At 61.1% G+C, this 19,916-nt stretch carries 23 protein-coding genes; 6 read left to right on the top strand and 17 right to left on the bottom strand.

Features of this window, described 5'->3' with window-relative positions; genetic code table 11:
* Positions 1-11 precede the first annotated feature (11 nt).
* The 3 genes from BUB78_RS12015 to BUB78_RS12005 all read right to left on the bottom strand — a co-directional run bounded on the left by BUB78_RS12015 (position 12) and on the right by BUB78_RS12005 (position 3,050).
* A complete protein-coding gene (locus BUB78_RS12015; protein WP_073198333.1) occupies positions 12-602 on the bottom strand; it encodes a LysE family translocator in 591 nt (196 codons plus the stop codon).
* 242 nt (positions 603-844) lie between these two features.
* Positions 845-2,029 carry a type III PLP-dependent enzyme gene (locus BUB78_RS12010; RefSeq protein ID WP_073198362.1) on the bottom strand — a complete coding sequence of 395 codons (1,185 nt, stop codon included), beginning with the start codon at positions 2,027-2,029 and terminating at the stop codon, positions 845-847.
* Between the two features lie 262 nt (positions 2,030-2,291).
* The gene (locus tag BUB78_RS12005; protein WP_073198332.1) at positions 2,292-3,050 is read right to left on the bottom strand and encodes a DUF1013 domain-containing protein; all 759 of its coding nucleotides are present in this window, start codon (positions 3,048-3,050) and stop codon (positions 2,292-2,294) included.
* Between the two features lie 116 nt (positions 3,051-3,166).
* Between BUB78_RS12005 and BUB78_RS12000 the strand changes: the two genes are divergently transcribed.
* Positions 3,167-3,817 carry a ribonuclease T2 family protein gene (locus BUB78_RS12000; RefSeq protein ID WP_073198331.1) on the top strand — a complete coding sequence of 217 codons (651 nt, stop codon included), beginning with the start codon at positions 3,167-3,169 and terminating at the stop codon, positions 3,815-3,817.
* Between the two features lie 68 nt (positions 3,818-3,885).
* Here the strand turns inward: BUB78_RS12000 and BUB78_RS11995 are convergent, their stop codons facing one another.
* The 4 genes from BUB78_RS11995 to BUB78_RS11980 are packed head-to-tail and all read right to left on the bottom strand — an operon-like array spanning position 3,886 to position 7,217.
* The gene (locus tag BUB78_RS11995) at positions 3,886-4,410 is read right to left on the bottom strand and encodes a hypothetical protein (protein WP_073198330.1); all 525 of its coding nucleotides are present in this window, start codon (positions 4,408-4,410) and stop codon (positions 3,886-3,888) included.
* A complete protein-coding gene (locus BUB78_RS11990; RefSeq protein WP_073198329.1) occupies positions 4,407-5,522 on the bottom strand; it encodes an exo-alpha-sialidase in 1,116 nt (371 codons plus the stop codon). Before BUB78_RS11990 ends, BUB78_RS11995 begins: the two co-directional genes overlap by 4 nt.
* Before the next feature lies 1 nt (position 5,523).
* Positions 5,524-6,507, bottom strand: a complete 984-nt coding sequence (locus tag BUB78_RS11985) for an NAD(P)H-quinone oxidoreductase (protein ID WP_073198328.1) — start codon at positions 6,505-6,507, stop codon at positions 5,524-5,526.
* Between the two features lie 20 nt (positions 6,508-6,527).
* Positions 6,528-7,217 (bottom strand): COQ9 family protein, encoded by a 690-nt coding sequence (locus BUB78_RS11980; RefSeq protein WP_073198327.1) that lies wholly within the window; start codon positions 7,215-7,217, stop codon positions 6,528-6,530.
* Between the two features lie 109 nt (positions 7,218-7,326).
* On the opposite strand from BUB78_RS11980, the gene rpsU reads away from it, so the two are divergent.
* A complete protein-coding gene (gene rpsU, locus BUB78_RS11975; RefSeq protein ID WP_073198326.1) occupies positions 7,327-7,533 on the top strand; it encodes a 30S ribosomal protein S21 in 207 nt (68 codons plus the stop codon).
* Between the two features lie 222 nt (positions 7,534-7,755).
* On the opposite strand, the gene BUB78_RS11970 is transcribed toward rpsU, so the two are convergent.
* The 5 genes from BUB78_RS11970 to BUB78_RS11950 form a co-directional block, all read right to left on the bottom strand.
* A complete protein-coding gene (locus tag BUB78_RS11970; protein ID WP_073198325.1) occupies positions 7,756-7,944 on the bottom strand; it encodes a hypothetical protein in 189 nt (62 codons plus the stop codon).
* Between the two features lie 103 nt (positions 7,945-8,047).
* Entirely contained in the window at positions 8,048-8,764 is a 717-nt protein-coding gene (locus BUB78_RS11965; protein ID WP_073198324.1) for a gamma-glutamyl-gamma-aminobutyrate hydrolase family protein, read from the bottom strand.
* Positions 8,761-9,720, bottom strand: coding sequence for an amidoligase family protein (locus BUB78_RS11960; RefSeq protein ID WP_073198323.1), 960 nt, complete (start codon positions 9,718-9,720; stop codon positions 8,761-8,763). Before BUB78_RS11960 ends, BUB78_RS11965 begins: the two co-directional genes overlap by 4 nt.
* A 78-nt stretch (positions 9,721-9,798) precedes the next feature.
* Positions 9,799-10,980, bottom strand: coding sequence for a dual-specificity RNA methyltransferase RlmN (rlmN, locus tag BUB78_RS11955; protein WP_073198361.1), 1,182 nt, complete (start codon positions 10,978-10,980; stop codon positions 9,799-9,801).
* Between the two features lie 108 nt (positions 10,981-11,088).
* Positions 11,089-11,670 (bottom strand): DNA-3-methyladenine glycosylase I, encoded by a 582-nt coding sequence (locus BUB78_RS11950; protein WP_073198322.1) that lies wholly within the window; start codon positions 11,668-11,670, stop codon positions 11,089-11,091.
* Positions 11,671-11,784: 114 nt separating this feature from the next.
* Here BUB78_RS11950 and BUB78_RS11945 point away from each other — a divergent pair, with 114 nt between their 5' ends.
* From BUB78_RS11945 to phbB, 3 genes are all read left to right on the top strand, one after another.
* Positions 11,785-12,621, top strand: a complete 837-nt coding sequence (locus BUB78_RS11945) for an EAL domain-containing protein (RefSeq protein WP_073198360.1) — start codon at positions 11,785-11,787, stop codon at positions 12,619-12,621.
* Positions 12,622-12,760: 139 nt separating this feature from the next.
* Entirely contained in the window at positions 12,761-13,936 is a 1,176-nt protein-coding gene (locus BUB78_RS11940) for an acetyl-CoA C-acetyltransferase (protein WP_073198321.1), read from the top strand.
* Positions 13,937-14,126: 190 nt separating this feature from the next.
* A complete protein-coding gene (phbB, locus tag BUB78_RS11935) occupies positions 14,127-14,849 on the top strand; it encodes an acetoacetyl-CoA reductase (protein ID WP_073198320.1) in 723 nt (240 codons plus the stop codon).
* A 163-nt stretch (positions 14,850-15,012) separates the two neighbouring features.
* Here phbB and BUB78_RS11930 read toward each other — a convergent pair whose 3' ends face one another.
* The 3 genes from BUB78_RS11930 to BUB78_RS11920 form a co-directional block, all read right to left on the bottom strand.
* Entirely contained in the window at positions 15,013-15,183 is a 171-nt protein-coding gene (locus BUB78_RS11930; protein WP_073198319.1) for a YdcH family protein, read from the bottom strand.
* A gap of 114 nt (positions 15,184-15,297) precedes the next feature.
* Positions 15,298-16,083, bottom strand: a complete 786-nt coding sequence (locus BUB78_RS11925) for a tRNA1(Val) (adenine(37)-N6)-methyltransferase (protein ID WP_073198318.1) — start codon at positions 16,081-16,083, stop codon at positions 15,298-15,300.
* Positions 16,061-16,276 (bottom strand): putative signal transducing protein, encoded by a 216-nt coding sequence (locus BUB78_RS11920; RefSeq protein ID WP_073198317.1) that lies wholly within the window; start codon positions 16,274-16,276, stop codon positions 16,061-16,063. Before BUB78_RS11920 ends, BUB78_RS11925 begins: the two co-directional genes overlap by 23 nt.
* A 56-nt stretch (positions 16,277-16,332) precedes the next feature.
* Between BUB78_RS11920 and BUB78_RS11915 the strand changes: the two genes are divergently transcribed.
* Positions 16,333-17,334: a polyprenyl synthetase family protein gene (locus BUB78_RS11915; RefSeq protein WP_073198316.1), complete on the top strand. Its 1,002-nt coding sequence runs from the start codon at positions 16,333-16,335 to the stop codon at positions 17,332-17,334.
* Here BUB78_RS11915 and BUB78_RS11910 read toward each other — a convergent pair.
* Together BUB78_RS11910 and BUB78_RS11905 are read right to left on the bottom strand one after the other, a co-directional pair.
* Entirely contained in the window at positions 17,331-18,164 is an 834-nt protein-coding gene (locus BUB78_RS11910) for a 4-(cytidine 5'-diphospho)-2-C-methyl-D-erythritol kinase (RefSeq protein ID WP_073198315.1), read from the bottom strand. The two genes, BUB78_RS11915 and BUB78_RS11910, sit on opposite strands and share 4 nt — an antisense overlap.
* A complete protein-coding gene (locus tag BUB78_RS11905; protein ID WP_073198359.1) occupies positions 18,151-19,863 on the bottom strand; it encodes a tetratricopeptide repeat protein in 1,713 nt (570 codons plus the stop codon). The genes BUB78_RS11910 and BUB78_RS11905 overlap by 14 nt, the downstream gene beginning before the upstream one ends.
* Between the last annotated feature and the right edge of the window lie 53 nt (positions 19,864-19,916).

The raw sequence follows: 19,916 nt of genomic DNA, 5'->3' as shown, positions 1-19,916 counted from the left end.
CGCGGACGCCATCAGGCGACCGCCATCCAGATCGCCACCCCGCCAAGCATCGCCGCCAGCCCCCGGTTCAGCAAAGCCGCCTGATCGGGGCGCGACCAGAGCCGCGCAAGCCGCCTGCCAAGCGCGGCCCAGAGGGCAAAGGCGAGCATGTTGTTGAGGGTAAACACCGTCGCAATCCCCAGCACGCCAAGGCCGGGGACCGCGCTGAACTGGGTGAACATCAGCGCGATGATCACATAGGCCTTGGGGTTGAACAGCAAAAGCACCATGCCGCCACCAAACCCTATCGGCCGCGCGGCCCTTACATCGCCATCCCGCATCGCTCCGGCGCGCCAGAGCCCGAGCGCAAGCCACATGACATAGCCTGCGCCGATGACCAGAAGCCCCTTTGCCACGCCGGGCGCGGCTTGGGTTGCGGCCCCAAAGCCAAGACCGATCGCCAGAGTCACCGCCCATGTCGCAAGGTGATAGCCAAAACTCGCAGGCCATGTCGCCGCCAGACCAAAGCGCGCGCCCATGGCGGCAAAGATCATGTTTCCCGGCCCCGGACTATAGGCCAGCGGCAACAAAAAGATCAGCAAGGCAGACATCGCAGACCCCATGACAGCACTCCTTTGCCGACAAGAGTTGCCGTAATTGACCCGCCACGCGACCCGTTTCCTGCGCAAAGCAAAGCCCGGATGTTGCCACCCGGGCCGCCAAAACCGAGACGCACACGCAAGAGCGCGGCGAGGGTCGCCTTGGAGCATGTCGCGTTCACTCAAAATTCACGCGACATGCTCCACCTATTGATTTCGCATGTTGTCGACGCTCAAAACCGGTTCCCACTTTTGAGCAACATGCTCTAGATCACCACGACCTCAAGCGGCGGAAAACCGTTGAAGCCAACCGAGGAATAGCTCGACGTATAGGCGCCGCAATTGCGGATGATGATCCTGTCGCCGGACTGAAGCCCAAGCGGCATCGCCACCGGGCGCTTTTCGTAGAGCACATCGGCACTGTCACAGGACGGACCCGCCAGAATGCAGGGGCCGGTCGCCTCATGCTCGCGCTCTGTCAGAAACTGATAGCGGATCGCCTCGTCCATGGTTTCGGCCAGGCCCGAGAATTTACCGATATCGAGATACACCCAGCGACAGATATCATCCTCGGATTTGCGGCTCACCAAAAGCACCTCGGCGGCGATCATGCCGGCCTCGGCGACCATGCCGCGACCCGGTTCTGCCATCACGCGGGTGGCACCGGGAAAGCGCGGCTCTACCATCGCCATGACCTGCGCGGCATAGGCCTGCGGGGCTTCGATCTCTTCGCCGTAAAACGCCGGGAACCCGCCGCCGATATTGATCATGTCAAGGTCAAAGCCGGTTGCGCGGGCCTCGGCCCAAACGCCTGCGACCTGATCCAGCGTCTCGCGCCACATTTCGGCGCGCCGGGTCTGGCTTCCGACATGAAACGACAGGCCAACCGGCCTCAGCCCAAGCTCGCGGGCACGGCCCATCAGGTCGCCCGCCATTTCCGGCGCACAGCCAAACTTGCGGCTCAGCGGCCAGTCGGCGCCGGTCGCACCCACCAGAAGACGAATGTAAACCTCCGCGCCGGGCGCGTGGGTTGCGATCTTTTCAAGCTCCATGTCGCTATCGGCCGCAAACAGGGTGATCCCTGCGCCGTGGGCAAAGGCAATGTCGCTTGCGCGTTTCACGGTATTGCCGAACGAGATGTGCTCGGGATGCGCGCCAAGGCTCAGGCAAAGCTCGATCTCGCCGCGCGAGGCCGCATCAAAGTGGCTGCCTTCGGCGATCAGAAGTTCGATGATCTCGCGGGTCGGGTTTGCCTTGACCGCATAGTGAATGTCGGCGCAGCCAAGACCGGCCTTGAGCGCACGATACTGACGCGCGACAGTGTCACGGTGAACCACCAGCGTCGGGTGATCAAAAGTGGTGCGTCGGATGTAATCGACGATCACGGAAGAGGTATCGAAGGCTGCAAATACGGCGTCGCCGCCCGCAAGGGGGTTCACGTAAGCGTTCATGGTCATCTCCTATCAGACCCGGGCTTTCACCCGACCAGTTCATAACGGGAGACGTTACCGTCGCTACGTAAACACGGATGGCGGGGCCACCGGCCAGAGGCGCGTGCGTTGGCGTCTGCAAATCGCACTTAGGGCCGTGATTGAGTCAATACAACATTTTTTCGGACACGCGCGATTTTTTTTCGGTGCAGCGGTAAAATCGATAAAAAAACCCGAGCCTTCCGGCCCGGGTTTCCTGGTATCGTCACCGATGCCTGTCGGCTTAGCGGCTTTCGTCCTCGTCCTCGTCGTCATCATCTGACGCATCGGGCAGGTTGAATAGGCTTTCGGCATCGTATTTCTTTTCGCGCTCTTCCGGCTGGTAGTCCTGGCCAAGCGTGAACGATTCCAGACCCTCGATCGCGGTCGGGATCTTGGGCTCTGACTCCATGCCAAGGCTCTGCTCGGTGCTGAGCAACTTGCGACGCTCATCATCGCTCATCGCGGCACCTTCGCGGGCCTTCTTGGCGCTCGCCTTTTGCACGGCGGCATCAAGCTCGGATTGCTTGCAAAGCCCAAGCGCCACCGGGTCGATCGGCTGAATATTGGCGATATTCCAGTGGGTCCGCTCGCGAATCGCCTGAATGGTCGGCTTGGTGGTGCCGACAAGGCGCGAAATCTGGCTGTCGGCCAGCTCGGGGTGGAACTTGACCAGCCAGAGAATCGACGCCGGACGGTCCTGGCGCTTGGACAGCGGAGTATAGCGCGGGCCACGGCGCTTTTCCTCGCCCTGTGCGGCGGCGTTGAACTTGAGCTTGAGCTTGTGCAGCGGGTTTTTCTGCCCGGCTTCAATCTCTTCCTCGGTCAGCTGATTGTTGGCGACCGGGTCAAACCCCTTGACGCCCGCGGCCACATCGCCATCGGCAATGCCCTGCACTTCAAGCTCGTGCAGCCCGCAGAAATCCGCGATCTGCTTGAAATTCAGCGTCGTGTTATCCACCAGCCAGACGGCGGTGGCCTTGGCCATGATTGGTTTAGACATCTCGGGTCTCCTTAACGCATATCTTTCCCGTCGCCTGGAGGGGCGGTTCCGGTCTGGCCGGAACGGGTTTCCATTGTCGGGGAACTTGCCGAGTATATAGTAGTGTCTGAAGCAAAATGAAAGTCCAAAGAATGCCGGTGTTTCTGCTTGTCGTCTTGAGCCTGCTCAGCGCGCCCGCCCTGGCGCAATCGAACCGCGCCGGAGAGTTCGACTATTACGTTCTCTCGCTGAGCTGGTCGCCGACATGGTGCGAGCTCAAGGGCGACGCGCGCCGCTCACCGCAATGCGAGGAGACCACCGATCATGGCTGGGTGCTTCACGGGCTCTGGCCGCAGCATCATCGCGGCTTTCCCGCCCATTGCCAAACCGCCGCGCGCCCGCCGTCGCGCCAGATGACAGACGCCATGGCCGATATCATGGGCACCCCCGGTTTGGCCTGGTATCAGTGGAAAAAACACGGCGCCTGCACCGGGCTTTCGGGGCCGGATTACTATGCCCTGGCGCGCCAGGCCTATGAAAGCGTCATCCGCCCGCCGGTCTTTCGCAAACTCTCGAAACCAGTAAAACTGCCCGCCTCGGTGATCGAAGAGGCCTTCCTCAAGGCCAATCCGGGGCTGGAGCCCGATATGCTGACCATCACCTGCCGCGAGGGCCGCATTCAAGAGGCGCGGCTCTGCCTCTCAAAAGATCTCACCCCGGTGCCCTGCGGGCGCGATGTGGTCCGCGACTGCCGTATGAAAGACGCGCTGTTTGATCCTATCCGGTAACGGCTCGGCACCATCCCACCCTGGCTTTCATCGTTCCAAAAATACTCAAATTCCGGGCCTAACCTCGCTCAGACCATCCGCAGGATCAAAACCACGATCGTCACCGGCACCAGAACAGCATGCAGCACGTGATCAAACCAGTTGCTGCTGCCCCAGCCCATGACCCAAAGCGCCTGCCCCATCACCGCAACGATCGGCAAGAACACCTGTCCACTCAGCGCGCCGTATCCACAGGCCGCCAGCACCATCACCGCCACCGGCACGGGCGCATAGCCAAACCGGTAAAGACCGACCGGCACCACCCCCATGGCCGAAGCCAGAAAGACAAGGTAGGCCAGCAAAAACACCACCAGCTCTAAGCTGCCAAAGGGGATCACCGCAACGCCCATGCCCGCCGCCATCTGGCGCAGGGCCAGCGCGGGCAACATCACCCCCAAGGGCGCCAAAAGCGCCATCAGCGTCGACACCGGCACCCAACCGCGCAGCAAGAGCACCGCAAGGGCAATTGCCCCCGCGCCAACCGGACCCGCCACTGCAAAGCCAACCCAAGCCATCACAAGGGCAAGCGCAATCCAGTCTGCCGCCGCTCTCATTGCGCCGCCAGCCAGAGGCCGTTGAACAGATGGACGCGGATGCCGCGCTTGCCTCCGGTGGAATAGGCCAGCGCGATGTCATCGCCCACCCGGCGCAGCATCGGATAGCGCAATGCGCCCTCGCCGGTGAAGCGGTACACCTCCTGCCAGGTTGCGCCCTCATCCCTGCTCAGCGCGAGCCGAAGATCATCTGGGTGATCCGCATCGTCATTCATCGCCATCAATATGCGCCCGTCGCCAAGGGCAAGGGCCGCGACCGGCGCGCTTGGGTTGGCCATGTCAAGCGCCTCGGCGCGCGACCAGCTTTGGCCGCCATCGCTCGTTCGGCTTAGCCAGAGCGTTCCGCTGCGGTCAAAATCACGCAGAAAGGCAAGCGCTCGGGTCGCGTCAAGCGGCACGATCATCGGCTGAATCGGTTTCACCCCGGTGCCGGACATGCGGCGCTGATCGCGAACCCGTCCTCGCGGATCAAAGCGCACAAGCGCGCCATAGGTCGGGCCCATTTCGAAATAGGCCGGCAAGGCGTGACTGCCATCGCCGTAGGCCAGCATTGGCGATTTCACCAGAAACGAGCGGTTGAGGATTGGCGAAAGGTTAAGCTTGCTGGCCCTGACAGGCCCGCGCGCGCCCATCGCGACCTCTGCGATTGCGGCCATGGCCCAGCCCCCGACCGATACGGCGGTTGTGTAGAGATGACCGGGGGCGGCGTCATTTTGAATGGTATTGCCAAGGGTCACCACCAATTGGCGCGGCTCGAACGCGTCCGCAAGCGCGCCTCGGGTCAGGTGGCGTTCGGGGGCTGAGGCCTGCCATGCGTCGCCATCACGCGTTATATGGCTGGCGAAGATATCGACATCCGGCTGTGCTTCGGCAGAGCCCTGGAACCAGATCACCGAAAAGCCGCCGCTCTCCTGCACAATCGCGGGCGCGTGGGCCTGCCCCTCTGGCGCGGTGTAATCCAACAGCGTTTCAAAGCGTGGCGCGCCCCCCTTGGGCAAGGCCTCTGGCAGGGCAAACCGCCAGTTGAGCGGCACATCGCGCCGGATCGCCCAGAGGCTCAGGCAGAGGCTCAGGCCCGCCAGTGCAAGGATCGACAAGACCAGCGGCGTCACCCTAGCCGACCTTCAGGACGATCTTGCCGATATGGCCGCTGGTTTCCATCCGGGCATGCGCCTTGGAGGCATCGGCAAGCGCAAATTCGGAATCCATCACCGGCGCGATCTTGCCTGCCTCAAGCAGCGGCCAGACGTTCGCCAAAAGGGCCTCGGCGATCCGTGCCTTGGCCAGATCGCTCTGCGGGCGCAGGGTGCTTCCGGTGATTGTCAGGCGGCGCATCATCAGCGGGGCAAAGTTCAGCTCGACCTTCGGCCCCTGCAAGAACGCGATCTGCACAAGACGTCCGTCATCGGCTAGGGCCTTGACGTTGCGCGGCAGGTAATCGCCGCCGACCATGTCGAGGATAAGATCGGCCCCGCCCTCGGCGCGGATCACATCAACGAAATCATCGCGGCGATAGTTGATCGCCCGCTCTGCACCCAGATCTTCGCAGACCCGGCATTTTTCGTCCGACCCTGCGGTGGCAAACACCCGCGCGCCGAATTCACGCGCAAGCTGGATCGCGGTGGTGCCGATGCCGCTTGACCCGCCATGCACCAGGAACCGCTCGCCCGCCTGGAGGGCGCCGCGCTCAAACACGTTCGACCAGACGGTGAAATAGGTCTCGGGAAGGCACGCCGCCTCTTTCAGGCCCATGCCGGACGGCACCGGCAGGCAATGCGCGGCAGGCGTGGCGACATATTCGGCGTAGCCGCCGCCGGGCAACAGCGCGCAAACCTGATCGCCAAGGGCAATCCCGCTCACCCCTGCGCCGAGCGCGACAACCTCGCCTGCGCCCTCAAGACCGGGCAGATCGCTTGCGGTGGCGGGCGGCGCATAAAGCCCGGCACGTTGCAGGGCATCGGGCCGGTTCACCCCGGCATAGGCCAGCTTGATCACCACCTCACCGGCGCGCGGGTCGGGGCGCGGGCGGGTGGCTGGCACCAAAACCTCGGGGCCGCCTGCGCGGGTGATTTCAACGGCCTGCATCGTCGTGCTCATGTCCTTGATTCCTTATGTTCTCAGGTCGGGCCGTTCCAGCGCCCCGGCATGCCGGGGCTCGCGCCACCCTGCGGCGCGCGAATCCGGGTCAAAAAGCCAACCGGCCCCGCCATCAGCCCTGACATCAGACGATTGTCGCGCGCCTGTGCCTTGAATTTCTCGATCTGCATGACATCCTCGATCCGGCGATCCAGAAATTCCCATGTACGGGCATGATCTTCGCTGTCGTCGCCCAGCCAATAAAGCACCGTCGCGCCGTAAACCCCCGAGAGCGTCGCGCGCTTGGTGTACCAGTTCACGTCATCCGAGGTATCGCCAAGCGCCAGCCAGATCCGGTCACAGGTCTGCCAGATGGCGCGGGCACCGTCGGCGGCATAAACCGGCAGGGAAAACAGGGTCACGCCCCGGCGGACAAGCTCTTTGTCCTCGACCGCCTCTAGCCGGGCGCGGACCGCAAAGGCGATGCGGTCACGAAACCGCATGTCGCCCAGATCAGCCACCTCAAGACGCGCAAGCATGGCCTGATCGCCCGCCTCGTGATAGGCCAAGGCAAGATCAACCGCGCCGCGCGGACAGATCGCCGCGACCAGTCCGGGATCAATATCCGCGTCACTTGCAGCGGCCTTCAGGGTCGCCTCGCTCCAGCCGTCAAACGGCACGTGCATCTTGGCGGCATCGAGCAATCGGGTGATCAAATCGGGGTCATGCATCGGCTTTTCCTCTTCGCTCTGCGCACACTAGACAAATTTGGGGTGCTTTGCTATACGGCGCCTTCCTGCAATCTATTGCAACTTTAACTTAGGAAGGTGGTGACACCACATGCAGGTTAGTGTTCGCGACAACAATGTCGATCAGGCGCTTCGTGCCCTGAAGAAAAAGCTGCAGCGCGAAGGCGTTTTTCGCGAAATGAAGCTCAAGCAACATTTCGAAAAACCGTCCGAGAAAAAAGCGCGCGAGAAAGCTGAAGCGATTCGTCGTTCCCGCAAGCTGGCGCGTAAGAAAGCACAGCGCGAAGGGATGGTCTAAGGACCGCTCAGGCAGTTTTTGCCGACACGGGGTTTTCGCATCCCGAAAAAAGAAGACCGGTTTTCGGACCAGATGCGTGAAGCTTTTGACGACCCCCGAGCCTATGCTTCGGGGGTTTGTCGTTTTTGGGCCACCGTCATTGGGGGCGCGGCCCCCGTCGCGCACGGCGCGACTCCCCCGGGATATTTAGAGCAAGAAGAAACCAGCCGGATTTGGCAGACCTCAGGTCAGCTGGCAGATCGGCGCGCCGCGCAGCAAAGAGGTGACAAAGCGCCCCTCGGCAGTGTCGCGGATTGCATAGCCATAGCCGCGAAGCCGGTGTTTCCATTCCCGCTCTGATACTGCCAGATGACGCTCACGCATGACCATGTCGCGGATTTTTGCGGGGGTTTCTGTTGCTTGACGTTCCATCGTTTCCTGCCTCATTACAATTAACCATTTAGGCAGGGATAGTTTACGCTTGTGGCGTGAATTGTTCTGAAATGTGGCAGGTTCGGGGTATTGTTTGGACCACTTACATGTTCGCATCAACCTCGGGCAATTGCGGGGTGACGTCACGGCGCGCAGCGGCGGCGGCCACGAGGGCGCGGAAAATCCCCATCTGGCGGTGCGCATAGAAAAGGTGTTCGGGATGCCACTGAACGCCGATGGCGAAAGGTTCTGACACGCGCTCGATCGCCTGGATCATGCCCCCGGTGTCATGCGCGGCGACCTTCAGCCCCTGCCCCAGACGATCCACCGCCTGAGTGTGCAGCGCATTCACCTTCATCGGGGCCGTGCCCGCCAGCCCGGCAAGCCGCGTGCCCGGCTCTATGCACACTGTTTTTCGCGGCAGGATGGTGCGGATCTGATCGCTGGCGGTATAGGTGGCATAGGCATCCTGATGCAAAGAACCGCCAAGCGCGATGTTGAGCATCTGACTGCCGCGACAAATGCCAAGCACCGGCTTGTTGCGCTCGAACGCCGCCAGAACCATGCCGCGCTCCAGCGCATCGCGGTCCGGGTCAAGCCGCGCCGTGGTGACAATCCGCCCGCCGTAAAGGTCGGGCGAGATGTCATCGCCACCACCGATGATGATCCCGTCCACCGCGTCGATATCGGCGTCGCGCCCGGCCACCCAACGGATTGAGCGCCCGCCCGCCAGCCAGACATTGAGCGCGATCAGCGGATAGATCCGCCAGCCGGAGCGCCGCGAGGTGGTCACGCCGATCAGGGGTTTGCGTTTGCTCATGCAGAAATACCGTCAAGCCCCGCCGCCTTGAGAATCGAGCCACAGCGCGCCGCCCAGCTTTTGCGGCTCAGGGTCAGAACCCCGTGATCATCGTCCCAGGCCCTGGACAGCTCTGCCAGCAAGTCGGCGTCCTGCGCCACGCGCTCGACCAAAAGCCAGCGGTTCCATTCATCGGCAATGGACCAGTCGGCCTCGTCTATGCGGCAATCGGGCAGGCGAAAGTGAAAGGTCGGGCGCGCCGATGTCTTGTCGGAAATCGCCGCCGCGATCCGGCCGGGATCGAAGTGCGCAAAGATTGGCAGCATATCGAGGCCGCGATTTCGGCTTGGGGTGTGTTCAAGGTAAATGCCAGTCACCTGATCGCGGCTGGCGCCCGGCCCGGCGGCGATAAGCGCGCGCACAAAGTCGGTCGGGTAAGGATCGGTAAAGGGCAGAACACGGCGCGCATCGTCAATCGGGTTGGCGGTGCGAATCCAATCCTCGATCAGGGCATAGGCCAGAAGCGGATGCACGATATCGGCGTCAGCAGCACTTGCGATTTCGATGTTGAGGTGCAGGCCGAAGCCAAAGAACCAGCCGGCACCGCTTCCCAATCCGCCCGCCGCGCGCAGGGCGGCGCGCAGGTCATCAAGCCGACACAGGCCTGCGTGATCCAAAGGCTCGGTCACGATTTCAACCGGGATCACCTCGCGGCCGATATCAAGTGCCAGATCGCGCAGCTTGCTTTGCTGGGCATTGCGCAGGAAGACGTCGAGGTAAATTTCGACATCGCCGATTTCGCTGTCTGTGATTGTCCAGAACGGGCCGTCGCCCTGTTTGGCCGTCCCGCCAAGCGTATCGGCGCAAATGCGTGCGACGCGGGCTTCATCCAAGCCGCCAAGCTCGATCTCGACACCGACAAGGCGGGGATTGCCCTTGGCGTTAAGGGGCTGCGGCAGAGGGGTAAACTCGGGCATGGTATGGTTGCCTTTCACAAATCGAGAGAGCAGCCTAACAGGGCAACCACCGGGTATCGACCCTGACCTTGCGTCGGCCTAGCCGCCAAGCCCGGCATCGGCCTCGATCTCGCGCCGGGATTTTCGGGCACGTTCGGTGGCTGATTTGAGCTGGCCGCAGGCGGCCATGATATCCTCGCCGCGGGGGGTGCGGATCGGGCTTGCGTAGCCGGCGTTGTAGATGATGTCGGCAAAGGCGCGAATCCGGTTGTTGCTTGAGCGCTCATAGGGGGCGCCGGGCCATTCGTTGAACGGAATAAGGTTGATCTTGGCCGGAATGCCCTCGATCAGGCGGATAAGGCGGTGCGCATCCGCGTCGCTGTCATTGACGCCCTTCAGCATCACATATTCAAAGGTAATGCGCTCGGAGTTGCTGACCTTGGGATAGCTGCGCAGGGCCTCAAGCAACGCCTCAAGGTTCCATTTCTTGTTGATCGGCACAAGACGGTCGCGCACCTCGTCGGTGGTGGCGTGAAAGGAAATCGCCAGCTGACAGCCGATTTCCTGCGCCGTGCGCGCAATTTCCGGCACAACGCCTGAGGTCGACAGGGTAATGCGACGCCGCGAGAGCTGAATCCCTTCCGGGTCCATCGCGATCTTCATCGCGTCGCGGACGTTTTCAAAATTATAAAGCGGCTCGCCCATACCCATCAGAACGATGTTGGACAAAAGCCGGGTTTCATCCTTGGGCGCGCCCGGTTCGGGCCATTCATTCAGATCGTCGCGCGCCATCATCACCTGGCCGATGATTTCCCCGGCCGTCAGGTTGCGCACCAGCTTTTGCGTGCCGGTGTGGCAGAACGAACAGGTCAGGGTACAGCCAACCTGGGAGGAAATGCACAGGGTGCCGCGCGATTCTTCGGGGATATAGACGACTTCGACCTCGTGACCGCCATTGATGCGCACAAGGTATTTGCGGGTGCCGTCTTCGCTGACCTGTTTGCTGACGACCTCGGGGATGGCGATCACGAAACTCTCGGCAAGCTCGGCGCGAAAGGCCTTGGACAGGTTGGTCATTTCGGCGAAATCACGCACGCCCCAGCCGTAAATCCACTGCCAGATCTGGCCGACCCGCATCTTGGCCTGTTTTTCCGGCGTTCCATGCGCGATCAGCACCTCGCGCATCTGCTCTCGGGTCAGGCCGACAAGGTTCATCGGCCCCTCGGGCATTTTGCGGGGGATTGTCAGCACGTCCTGCGTGATTGGGGCAGTCTGGGTCATGGTCATTCGCGCGGTTAGGGTATGGATGCATCCACATATAGGATTCGCGCGGGAATTACACACCTTTCCGGGGCATCGGGCGCATACCCGCCGTGTCTCGCGCGCAGATCAGGGGCGCTTTGATTGTCCAAGCCTTGCAACCGGCACATGACAGGGGCAGGTGACAAGGTGATCATTGACCATGCCAACCGCCTGCATGAAGGCATAGACGATGGTTGGTCCGCAGAATTTGAACCCCCGTTTCTTCAAATCTTTGGAAATTTTTACGGAAAGATCGGTCTGCGTCGGGACCTCTGACAGGCTCTGCCACTGGTTCTGAATGGGGGCGCCACCGACATAATCCCAGAGGTAACTGTCGAACCCGCCCTCGGCCTCGATCTGTTGCCAGACGCGGGCATTTCCAATCGCCGCCTCGATCTTGCCCCGGTGACGGATGATGCCCGGATCAGCCAACAGGCGCAGCACGTCCTCCTCGCCCCATGTGGCAATGATATTCGGGTCAAACCCTTGAAAGGCCGCGCGAAAATTCTCTCGCTTGCGCAGGATGGTGATCCAGCTCAGCCCCGCCTGAAACCCGTCGAGGATAAGCTTTTCCCAGAGCGCGCGACTGTCATATTCGGGCACACCCCAATCGGTATCGTGATAGGCCTCATAAAGCGCATCCATTCCAACCCAACCGCATCTTTCCATTGCGCCCATGCCCCCTTTTTCCCGAACTCAAGCAAATATGTTTAAAATCAAAACTTTAAGCCTTGCTTAACGGAAATGGCGCAACTTGTGAAGCACGCCATTTCGGAGATACGCATGGGGCAGAAAAATAAATGGGCAGACGTTCCGGCCGGGCATGACAACCCGCTCGCCTATGCCATCACGGCGCGGGATCGGTCGGTCATAGATATGGTCAATCAGGCAGTGCAGCATAAACAGGTCATGTTGGCCTATCAGGCGGTCGTGCCTGCGGGCAGGCAAGACAAACCGGCCTTTTACGAGGGGTTGATTCGGGTTCTGGATGACACCGGTCGGGTCATTCCTGCGCGGGAATTCATAAACGAGATAGAAACAACCGAAACCGGCCGAATCGTTGACTGTCTGGCGCTGGAAAAGGGTCTGAAGACGCTAACAGAATATCCTGATTTGCGGCTGGCGATCAATATGTCTGCCCGCTCGATCGGCTATACCCGCTGGATGCGCACTCTCAAACGTGGTCTTGGCGAAGACCCGACAATTGCCGAGCGGCTTATTCTTGAGATTACCGAAAGTTCGGCGATGCTTGTGCCTGAACTGGTGATTGGCTTCATGAATGAATTGCAGCGCAAGGGAATCAGCTTTGCGCTTGATGATTTCGGCGCGGGATATACCTCGTTTCGCTATCTCAAGGATTTCTACTTTGACATCCTCAAGATCGACGGACAGTTCATTCGCGATATCGCCAATGACACCGATAATCAGGTGCTGACCGCCGCCCTGACCAGTGTTGGTCAGCAATTCGATATGGTCACCGTCGCCGAGAGCGTCGAAAAGCCCGCCGACGCCGCCTATCTGACAGAGCTTGGGATCGACTGTCTTCAGGGATATTACTTTGGTGCCCCGACGATAAGGCCGCCCTGGCTTGATAGTGCTCTTGACCAGGCCAGCGCTTGAATGTGACACTCCGTCCGTTGCCGCAATGCGGCATATACTATATGACGCCACGTAAAGGCAGAGACGGCTTCGGGCTCCACACCTAGTGTAGGCATCCCGCGCGCCCCTCTGCGCTGGCATTTCCTGGTGGAGGACACACATGACCAACGTAGTAATCGCATCCGCAGCCCGTACAGCTGTCGGATCATTCGGCGGCGCATTCGCCAACACACCCGCACATGATCTGGGTGCCGCCGTTCTAGAAGAGGTTGTCGCCCGCGCCGGGATCGACAAATCCGAAGTTTCCGAAACCATTCTCGGCCAGGTTCTGACTGCGGCGCAGGGGCAAAACCCCGCCCGCCAGGCGCATATCAATGCCGGCCTGCCGATTGAAAGCTCTGCCTGGAGCATCAACCAGGTCTGTGGCTCGGGTCTTCGCGCCGTGGCCCTCGGGGCCCAGCATATTCAGCTTGGCGATGCCGCCATCGTCTGTGCCGGCGGCCAGGAAAACATGACCCTCAGCCCCCATGCCGCCAACCTGCGCGCAGGGCACAAAATGGGTGATATGAAATATATCGACACGATGATCCGCGATGGTCTCTGGGATGCGTTCAACAACTATCACATGGGTCAGACCGCCGAAAACGTTGCTGACAAATGGCAGATCACCCGCGACATGCAGGATGAGTTCGCCGTCGCCAGCCAGAACAAGGCCGAAGCCGCGCAGAAAGCCGGCAGGTTTGACGACGAGGTCATGGCCTTTACCGTCAAGACCCGCAAGGGCGACATCATCGTCGATAAAGACGAATACATCCGCCACGGCGCGACCATGGAAGCCATGCAAAAACTGCGCCCGGCCTTCACCAAGGACGGCAGCGTGACAGCCGCCAATGCCAGCGGCCTGAATGACGGGGCCGCCGCCACCCTGTTGATGAGTGCCGATGAAGCCGAGCGCCGCGGGATTGATCCGCTGGCGCGCATCGCATCCTATGCCACCGCCGGTCTTGACCCCTCGATCATGGGTGCGGGCCCGATCCACGCCAGCCATAAAGCGCTCGAAAAAGCCGGCTGGTCGGTTAAGGATCTCGACCTTGTCGAAGCCAACGAAGCCTTTGCCGCACAGGCCTGTGCCGTCAACAAAGAGATGGGCTGGGATCCGGAGATCGTTAACGTGAATGGTGGCGCGATTGCGATCGGCCATCCGATTGGTGCCTCGGGCTGCCGGGTTCTGAACACTCTGCTGTTCGAAATGAAGCGTCGCGGCGCCAAGCGCGGCCTTGCCACGCTTTGCATCGGTGGTGGCATGGGTGTCGCGCTCTGCGTCGAGCGCCCCTGAACCTAGTCGGGCCACTCTGCGATTCGCAGTGAACGGGGCGCCCGAAACGGCGCCCCTTTTTCAAAGGCCAAAGGCATTTTTCTTTACAGAGTTGATCGCCTGCCGGGACTTTTACCGCGCAATAATGTTGCGCATCCAGACACACAATAGTAACCAAGTTACCAACACCTAAGCCAGATTGGAGGACACCATGGCAAGAACTGCACTCGTCACCGGGGGAACACGCGGAATCGGCGCGGCCATCTCGAAAGCCCTGAAAGCCGAAGGACACAACGTCGCCGCAACCTATGCCGGCAATGATGAGGCCGCCGCCGCCTTCACCGCCGAAACCGGCATCAAAACCTACAAATGGAACGTCGCCGACTATGACGAAAGCGCCGCCGGCATCGCACGTGTCGAGGCCGAAATCGGCCCCATCGACATCGTTGTCGCCAATGCCGGCATCACCCGCGATGCCCCGTTCCACAAGATGACGCCCGATCAGTGGCATCAGGTAATCGACACCAACCTGACCGGTGTTTTCAACACGGTTCACCCGGTCTGGAGCGGCATGCGCGAGCGTAAATTCGGTCGCGTCATCGTCATCAGCTCGGTCAATGGCCAAAAGGGTCAGTTCGCGCAAGTGAACTATGCCGCAACCAAGGCCGGCGACATCGGCATCGTGCGCAGCCTCGCACAAGAAGGCGCGCGCGCCGGCATCACCGCCAACGCCGTTTGCCCCGGCTATATCGCGACCGAAATGGTCATGGCCGTACCCGAGAAAGTGCGCGAATCGATCATCGCACAGATCCCGGCCGGTCGCCTTGGCGAACCCGAGGAAATCGCCCGCTGCGTGACCTTCCTTGCGTCCGAGGATGCCAGCTTTATCAATGGCTCAACCATTTCGGCCAACGGCGCACAGTTCTTCTCATAATGCGCAGTGCAATTTGCACAGCTAAAAATAACAAAGGGCCGGTCCATGTGACCGGCCCTTTTCCGTAAGAGTGAATCTTCGTGCCGTCATCGCCTTGATTGTGACCGTCCCTGCCAGCCGTCAAGGCCCGCAGGGCGTGATAGGCGATGCTACTGCAAGGGGATCAGGCCGAAACCGAGAGCCTTTCGATCTCTTCCTTCAAGCGCAGTTTTTGTTTCTTGAGTTCAGCAATTTCCAAAGTGCTGGTGCCCGGGGCGCGTTGTGCCACCTCCACCTGTTCCGAGAGCATGATATGTTTTTTCTTCAGTTCCTCGATGTGTGAACTCAAGCTCATGGGCCGTCTCCTCTTCGGTTTAAAGTCAACACCACCAGTCCACCACAGTTTTACAAATCTGTCACGCTGCGGGCGCAGCATAAGCGGATATTTTCCGATAGAATTGTCGATAAATCAGGCCGGGAAAGACAAGGCCGCCGCATTTCGCAGCACCTGATCGGTGAGATCGGTATATTTTTCGCCGCCCTGCACGTGCTCGGGGCCCTCATGCAAGAGCCAGCCATCGTGCAGGCGAAAACCGGCCCGCCCGCCTTTTCGCCCACGCAACAGAACGAGCCGCGCCGCACGACCGCGCCGGGGAATCAGCGGCAAGACCTCAAGACTTCCCAAATGCATCGCGGCGGCGGCCATAAGATCAGGCAACCGTTCGGCGCGCTGGATAAAGGTGACGCAGCCCTTTTGCGCCACCCGCCGCGCCGCCGCGCTTACCCAATCGCCAAGCGAAAGGTCCTCGCCCATGGCCCGTTCGCGGCCCGCGTCGCGCGCGGCGGTGCTCTGGCGGCGGTCAAAATAGGGCGGGTTGGCGATGACATGGTCAAATTGCTGCTGGCGCAGGGCGTCGGGCATGTTTGACAAATCGCCCGTGACCACATCAAGCGCGATATCATTTGCCTTTGCATTGCGCCGCGCAAGGTTGGCATAGACCGGTTGCACCTCTAGCCCGGCCAGACGAAGGCCCGGCACCCGCGCCGCAAGGCACAGCCCCGCAACACCCCCGCCACACCCCAGATCAAGCACCCGCTCGCCCGCGCGCGCAGGCACGCTGGCGGCAAGAAGAACCGGATCGACCCCGGCGCGATAGCCGACTTTGGGTTGGGCAATCACAAGACGCCCCCCAAGAAAGGCGTCATGGCTTAGCTCGGTCGCGTCAAAGCCGTCACGCCTCAAGGTCGAACCCATTATCAAGAAGCGCCACGCGCGCCGCTTTGTAATCGCCATCCGCCACCATAAGGCGACGCGGAAAAATCCCGATTGATCCCTCAAGGCTGCTCATATTTACGTCTATTTCAAAGCAGTCTATACCCTCCCCCTGAAGCAAGGCCTGTGCAAAAGCGATGGACGTCAGATCATTGGTGCGTAAAAGCTGTTTCATGGGACCGACATAAGGACACCAAAGGCGATTTGTCGAGTGGTGTTGACAGGAGTGTTATGGGATTGGATCACGCCGCCACCAAGCCGCACGAACAACTGGCCGCACATCTTGCGAGCAAGATGGAGGCGGTCAATACTCTGATTCGGGCGCGCATGGCCTCGCGGCATGCGCCGCGCATTCCGCAGGTTACCGCGCATCTGGTCGAGGCGGGCGGCAAGCGTCTGCGCCCGATGCTGACGCTCGCGGCGGCGGATCTGTGTGGCTATGACGGCGAGTATGACGTTCACCTGGCCGCCACGGTCGAGTTCATTCACACCGCCACGCTTTTGCATGACGATGTGGTGGATGAAAGCGCACAGCGGCGCGGGCGGCCCACCGCCAACCTGCTTTGGGATAACAAATCAAGCGTCCTTGTCGGCGATTATCTGTTCGCGCGCGCGTTTCAATTGATGGTCGAACCCGGCTCGCTTCGGGTGCTGGATATCCTTGCCAATGCCTCGGCGACGATTGCCGAGGGCGAGGTGCTGCAACTGACGGCGGCGCGCGACCTTGCCACGACCGAGGATATTTACCTGCAAGTGGTGCGCGGCAAGACCGCCGCTCTGTTTTCTGCGGCCACCGAAGTGGGCGGGGTGATTGCCGATGCCCCCGAGAATCAGATCAAGGCGCTGTTTGAGTATGGCGATGCCCTTGGGATTGCGTTTCAGATCGTTGATGATCTGTTGGATTATCAGGGCGACGCCAAGGCCACGGGCAAGAACGTTGGCGATGATTTTCGCGAACGCAAGCTGACCCTGCCGGTGATCAAGGCTATTGCCGCCGCCGACACCGAAGAGCGCGCATTCTGGAAGCGAGTGATCGAAAAGGGCGATCAGCGCGACGGTGATCTTGAGCATGCGATAGGGTTGCTGAACACGCATGGCGCGCTTGATCAGACACGGCAAGAGGCGCTGGAATGGGCGGCACGCTCCAAAACCGCACTCGCTGCCCTGCCCGAGCATCCGGTGCGCCAGATGCTGCTTGATCTGGCAGATTACGTGGTGGCTCGGGTCAACTAAGCGGCGTTTAGCCGGGTTGCCATCACCCACCAGCCGGGGCGATCCTGCGCCAGCCGTCCAGCGGCGGCAGAGGCGCATTCGGCGCTGTCATAGAGGCCAAAGCAGGTGGCCCCCGACCCCGACATGCGCGCCAACTGGCATCCAGGCGTATCAAGCAAGGTCTCAAGCACCTCTGCGATGACCGGCTCTGCGGCAATAGCGGGGGCCTGCAAATCGTTGCGCTGCGGGCCCAGCCACGACACGAAGGCCGCGGCGTCTGGCCAGGTCGGCAAAGGGTTGGGCATCGCCGGATTGTCGCGCGTTGTCAGCCCGGCAAAGACCGCAGGCGTCGCCAAAGCCACGCCCGGATTGACCAGAACCGCGTAAAGCGGTGGCACCCCGGCAACCGGGGTCACATCCTCGCCAATACCGCGCATCCGCGCCGCGCCGCCTGCAAGACAAACCGGCACATCCGCCCCAAGCGACAGCACATCGCGCGGCACCGTCACGCCCGCCATTTCGGCCAAGGCACGCAGGGTCGCGGCCCCGTCGCTTGACCCACCGCCAATGCCGGCGGCCGCAGGCAGGTGCTTTTCAAGGGTGATGTCGGCCGTGACACCGATCAAAGCGGCGGCTTTCACAACAAGATTTCCGGCATCCACTGGCACCCCCGGCGCCATTGGCCCGGTCACCGTCAGACGGGTCGCCGTGGCCGGGCGAACGGTGATCCTGTCACCAAAATCGGCAAAAACAACAAGCGAATCCAACAGGTGATAGCCATCGCCCCGGCGCCCTGTCACGTGAAGTGTCAGATTGATCTTGGCCGGCGCGAACCCCTCAACCACCGTCATTCACGAGTTTGAGGGGCGGCGCGCCTTCATCGGCGAGAACCTTGTCCAGCCCGACCTCAAGCTTGGCGCGAATGCGCTCTGCGTTCACATCATCGGAGGGCGCGCTGTCATGGAGAGACAGGGCGCGGCGCCATTGAAACCGCGCCTCGACCTTACGATCCACAGCCCAGAGTACATCGCCCAAATGGTCATTGACCACCGGATCCACCGCCATCAACTCGGCGGCGCGTTCCATATGCACGATCGCCTCGTCATAGCGGCCCATGCGATAGAGAACCCAGCCAAGCGAATCGACGATATAGCCACTGTCAGGTTGGGCGGCGACCGCGCGTTCGATCATATCAAGTGCCTCGTCGAGGTTGATATGCTTTTCCACCATCGAATAGCCGAGATAGTTCAGCACCTGCGGATGACCGGGATTGAGCTCAAGCGCGCGGCGAAAATCGGCCTCGGCCTTGTCCCAATTGTCGAGCCGCTCGTGGCTTATGGCGCGGGCATAATGCACGAACCACTGATCGGTGTCGCGCTCGGCATAAAGTGCCAGCGCCTTGTCATAGGCGGCCACAGCGGCCGAGAAATTCTCGAGCTCACGGTAAAGATCACCGGTCGCCACATGTACGGTGGGAAGGTCGGGATAGGTCTGCGCAAGCTGCTCCAGCACCTCAATGGCGGCATCTGTCCGGCCTGCGCGGCGCAACACATCGCTGCGTCCCAATTCGGCGGCATGAAACGACGGGTGGTCGCGCGGCACCTTCTTGAAGGCCTCGATCGCAAGATCATGCCGGTCCATCTGTTCCAGAAGTTCGGCGCTCATGATCACCGCGTCGATGTGATCGGGCTTGATCGCCTCGGCAATCCGGGAATAGAGCAGGATATATTCGTCATTGGCTTCCTGCATCAAGGCGCGGCCAAGCGAATAGAACACCTCGGCAATGCCATCGCCAGCATTGGTGATCAGACCGAACGGCACACGATTACCGGCCTCCAGATTGGCGCGAAGCTGGTCGATTTCGGGGTCAAGGTCGGTGCCAAAGGTGTCGTCGATCACGGCGACGGCGCGATCCTGGGCGTCAAGCTGGCTTAGCACCTGCGCCCAGGCGATGACACCACGGCGGGTGCGTTGCATCGGGCCGTCGGCCTCGCCGGAGAAAACCTTGTCGGCGCCTTCAAAATCACCAACCGAGGCCAGCGCAAGCGCCTTGTGATAGATCGCAAAGCTGCGCAGCCCGCGTTCTTCGGCCACCGCGTCAAAGCGTTCGAGCGCGGCGGTCATATCGCCCTTGCCAAGATCGGCCCAGGCCGCAATCAACCCATCGGCAAGCGCGCCGACGCCGCGATCACTCTGAACGCGGGTCAAAATCGCGTCGTATTCACCCTTGCGGGTTTCATCGGCCACAAGCGCCATCTGCGCGATCTGACTGCGAAGCCCGTCGCCTTCGATCTTGCGGGCAATCGCCACGGCGCGATCCAGCTGACCAAGCGCCAGATAGGCGAGGGTTGCATTTTCCAGAATGGCCGGGTTTGACGGGTCCTTGGTCAGAACCTGAGCGTAATATTGCGCGGCGGCGGCAAAATCGCCCTGATAACGGGCCTGGCGCGCGGCCAGATAGGCACCGCTTGGCTCGGAGGCCAAAATCGAAGGCGTGGTGACCTGCAAAGCAGCAACGATTGCGAGGACCGAGAGAGATTTGATTTTCACGCGAAGCCGCCCTTTATCATCTGAATTCAGATCAAAGGTAATATGCCCGCCCC

Origin of the sequence: Roseovarius marisflavi (assembly GCF_900142625.1) — a bacterium.
In the GTDB taxonomy this organism is placed as follows: domain Bacteria; phylum Pseudomonadota; class Alphaproteobacteria; order Rhodobacterales; family Rhodobacteraceae; genus Roseovarius; species Roseovarius marisflavi.
Note: the sequence above shows the minus strand (reverse complement) of the source record. Positions and strands in the feature narration are given on the sequence as shown.

Bases quoted from the DNA above. Each gene is read 5' to 3' on its own strand.
- BUB78_RS11940 (WP_073198321.1), top strand. From the start codon at position 12,761: ATGACCAACGTAGTAATCGCATCCGCAGCCCGTACAGCTGTCGGATCA.
- BUB78_RS12005 (WP_073198332.1), bottom strand. From the start codon at position 3,050: ATGTCTAAACCAATCATGGCCAAGGCCACCGCCGTCTGGCTGGTGGAT.
- BUB78_RS11945 (WP_073198360.1), top strand. From the start codon at position 11,785: ATGGGGCAGAAAAATAAATGGGCAGACGTTCCGGCCGGGCATGACAAC.
- BUB78_RS11995 (WP_073198330.1), bottom strand. From the start codon at position 4,410: ATGAGAGCGGCGGCAGACTGGATTGCGCTTGCCCTTGTGATGGCTTGG.
- BUB78_RS11930 (WP_073198319.1), bottom strand. From the start codon at position 15,183: ATGAGCTTGAGTTCACACATCGAGGAACTGAAGAAAAAACATATCATG.
- rlmN (WP_073198361.1), bottom strand. From the start codon at position 10,980: ATGACCCAGACTGCCCCAATCACGCAGGACGTGCTGACAATCCCCCGC.
- BUB78_RS11965 (WP_073198324.1), bottom strand. From the start codon at position 8,764: ATGAGCAAACGCAAACCCCTGATCGGCGTGACCACCTCGCGGCGCTCC.
- phbB (WP_073198320.1), top strand. From the start codon at position 14,127: ATGGCAAGAACTGCACTCGTCACCGGGGGAACACGCGGAATCGGCGCG.
- BUB78_RS12010 (WP_073198362.1), bottom strand. From the start codon at position 2,029: ATGAACGCTTACGTGAACCCCCTTGCGGGCGGCGACGCCGTATTTGCA.
- BUB78_RS11910 (WP_073198315.1), bottom strand. From the start codon at position 18,164: ATGACGGTGGTTGAGGGGTTCGCGCCGGCCAAGATCAATCTGACACTT.
- BUB78_RS11920 (WP_073198317.1), bottom strand. From the start codon at position 16,276: ATGAAACAGCTTTTACGCACCAATGATCTGACGTCCATCGCTTTTGCA.
- BUB78_RS11950 (WP_073198322.1), bottom strand. From the start codon at position 11,670: ATGGAAAGATGCGGTTGGGTTGGAATGGATGCGCTTTATGAGGCCTAT.
- BUB78_RS12015 (WP_073198333.1), bottom strand. From the start codon at position 602: ATGGGGTCTGCGATGTCTGCCTTGCTGATCTTTTTGTTGCCGCTGGCC.
- BUB78_RS11915 (WP_073198316.1), top strand. From the start codon at position 16,333: ATGGGATTGGATCACGCCGCCACCAAGCCGCACGAACAACTGGCCGCA.
- BUB78_RS11970 (WP_073198325.1), bottom strand. From the start codon at position 7,944: ATGGAACGTCAAGCAACAGAAACCCCCGCAAAAATCCGCGACATGGTC.
- BUB78_RS12000 (WP_073198331.1), top strand. From the start codon at position 3,167: ATGAAAGTCCAAAGAATGCCGGTGTTTCTGCTTGTCGTCTTGAGCCTG.
- BUB78_RS11960 (WP_073198323.1), bottom strand. From the start codon at position 9,720: ATGCCCGAGTTTACCCCTCTGCCGCAGCCCCTTAACGCCAAGGGCAAT.
- rpsU (WP_073198326.1), top strand. From the start codon at position 7,327: ATGCAGGTTAGTGTTCGCGACAACAATGTCGATCAGGCGCTTCGTGCC.
- BUB78_RS11985 (WP_073198328.1), bottom strand. From the start codon at position 6,507: ATGAGCACGACGATGCAGGCCGTTGAAATCACCCGCGCAGGCGGCCCC.
- BUB78_RS11980 (WP_073198327.1), bottom strand. From the start codon at position 7,217: ATGCATGACCCCGATTTGATCACCCGATTGCTCGATGCCGCCAAGATG.
- BUB78_RS11925 (WP_073198318.1), bottom strand. From the start codon at position 16,083: ATGGGTTCGACCTTGAGGCGTGACGGCTTTGACGCGACCGAGCTAAGC.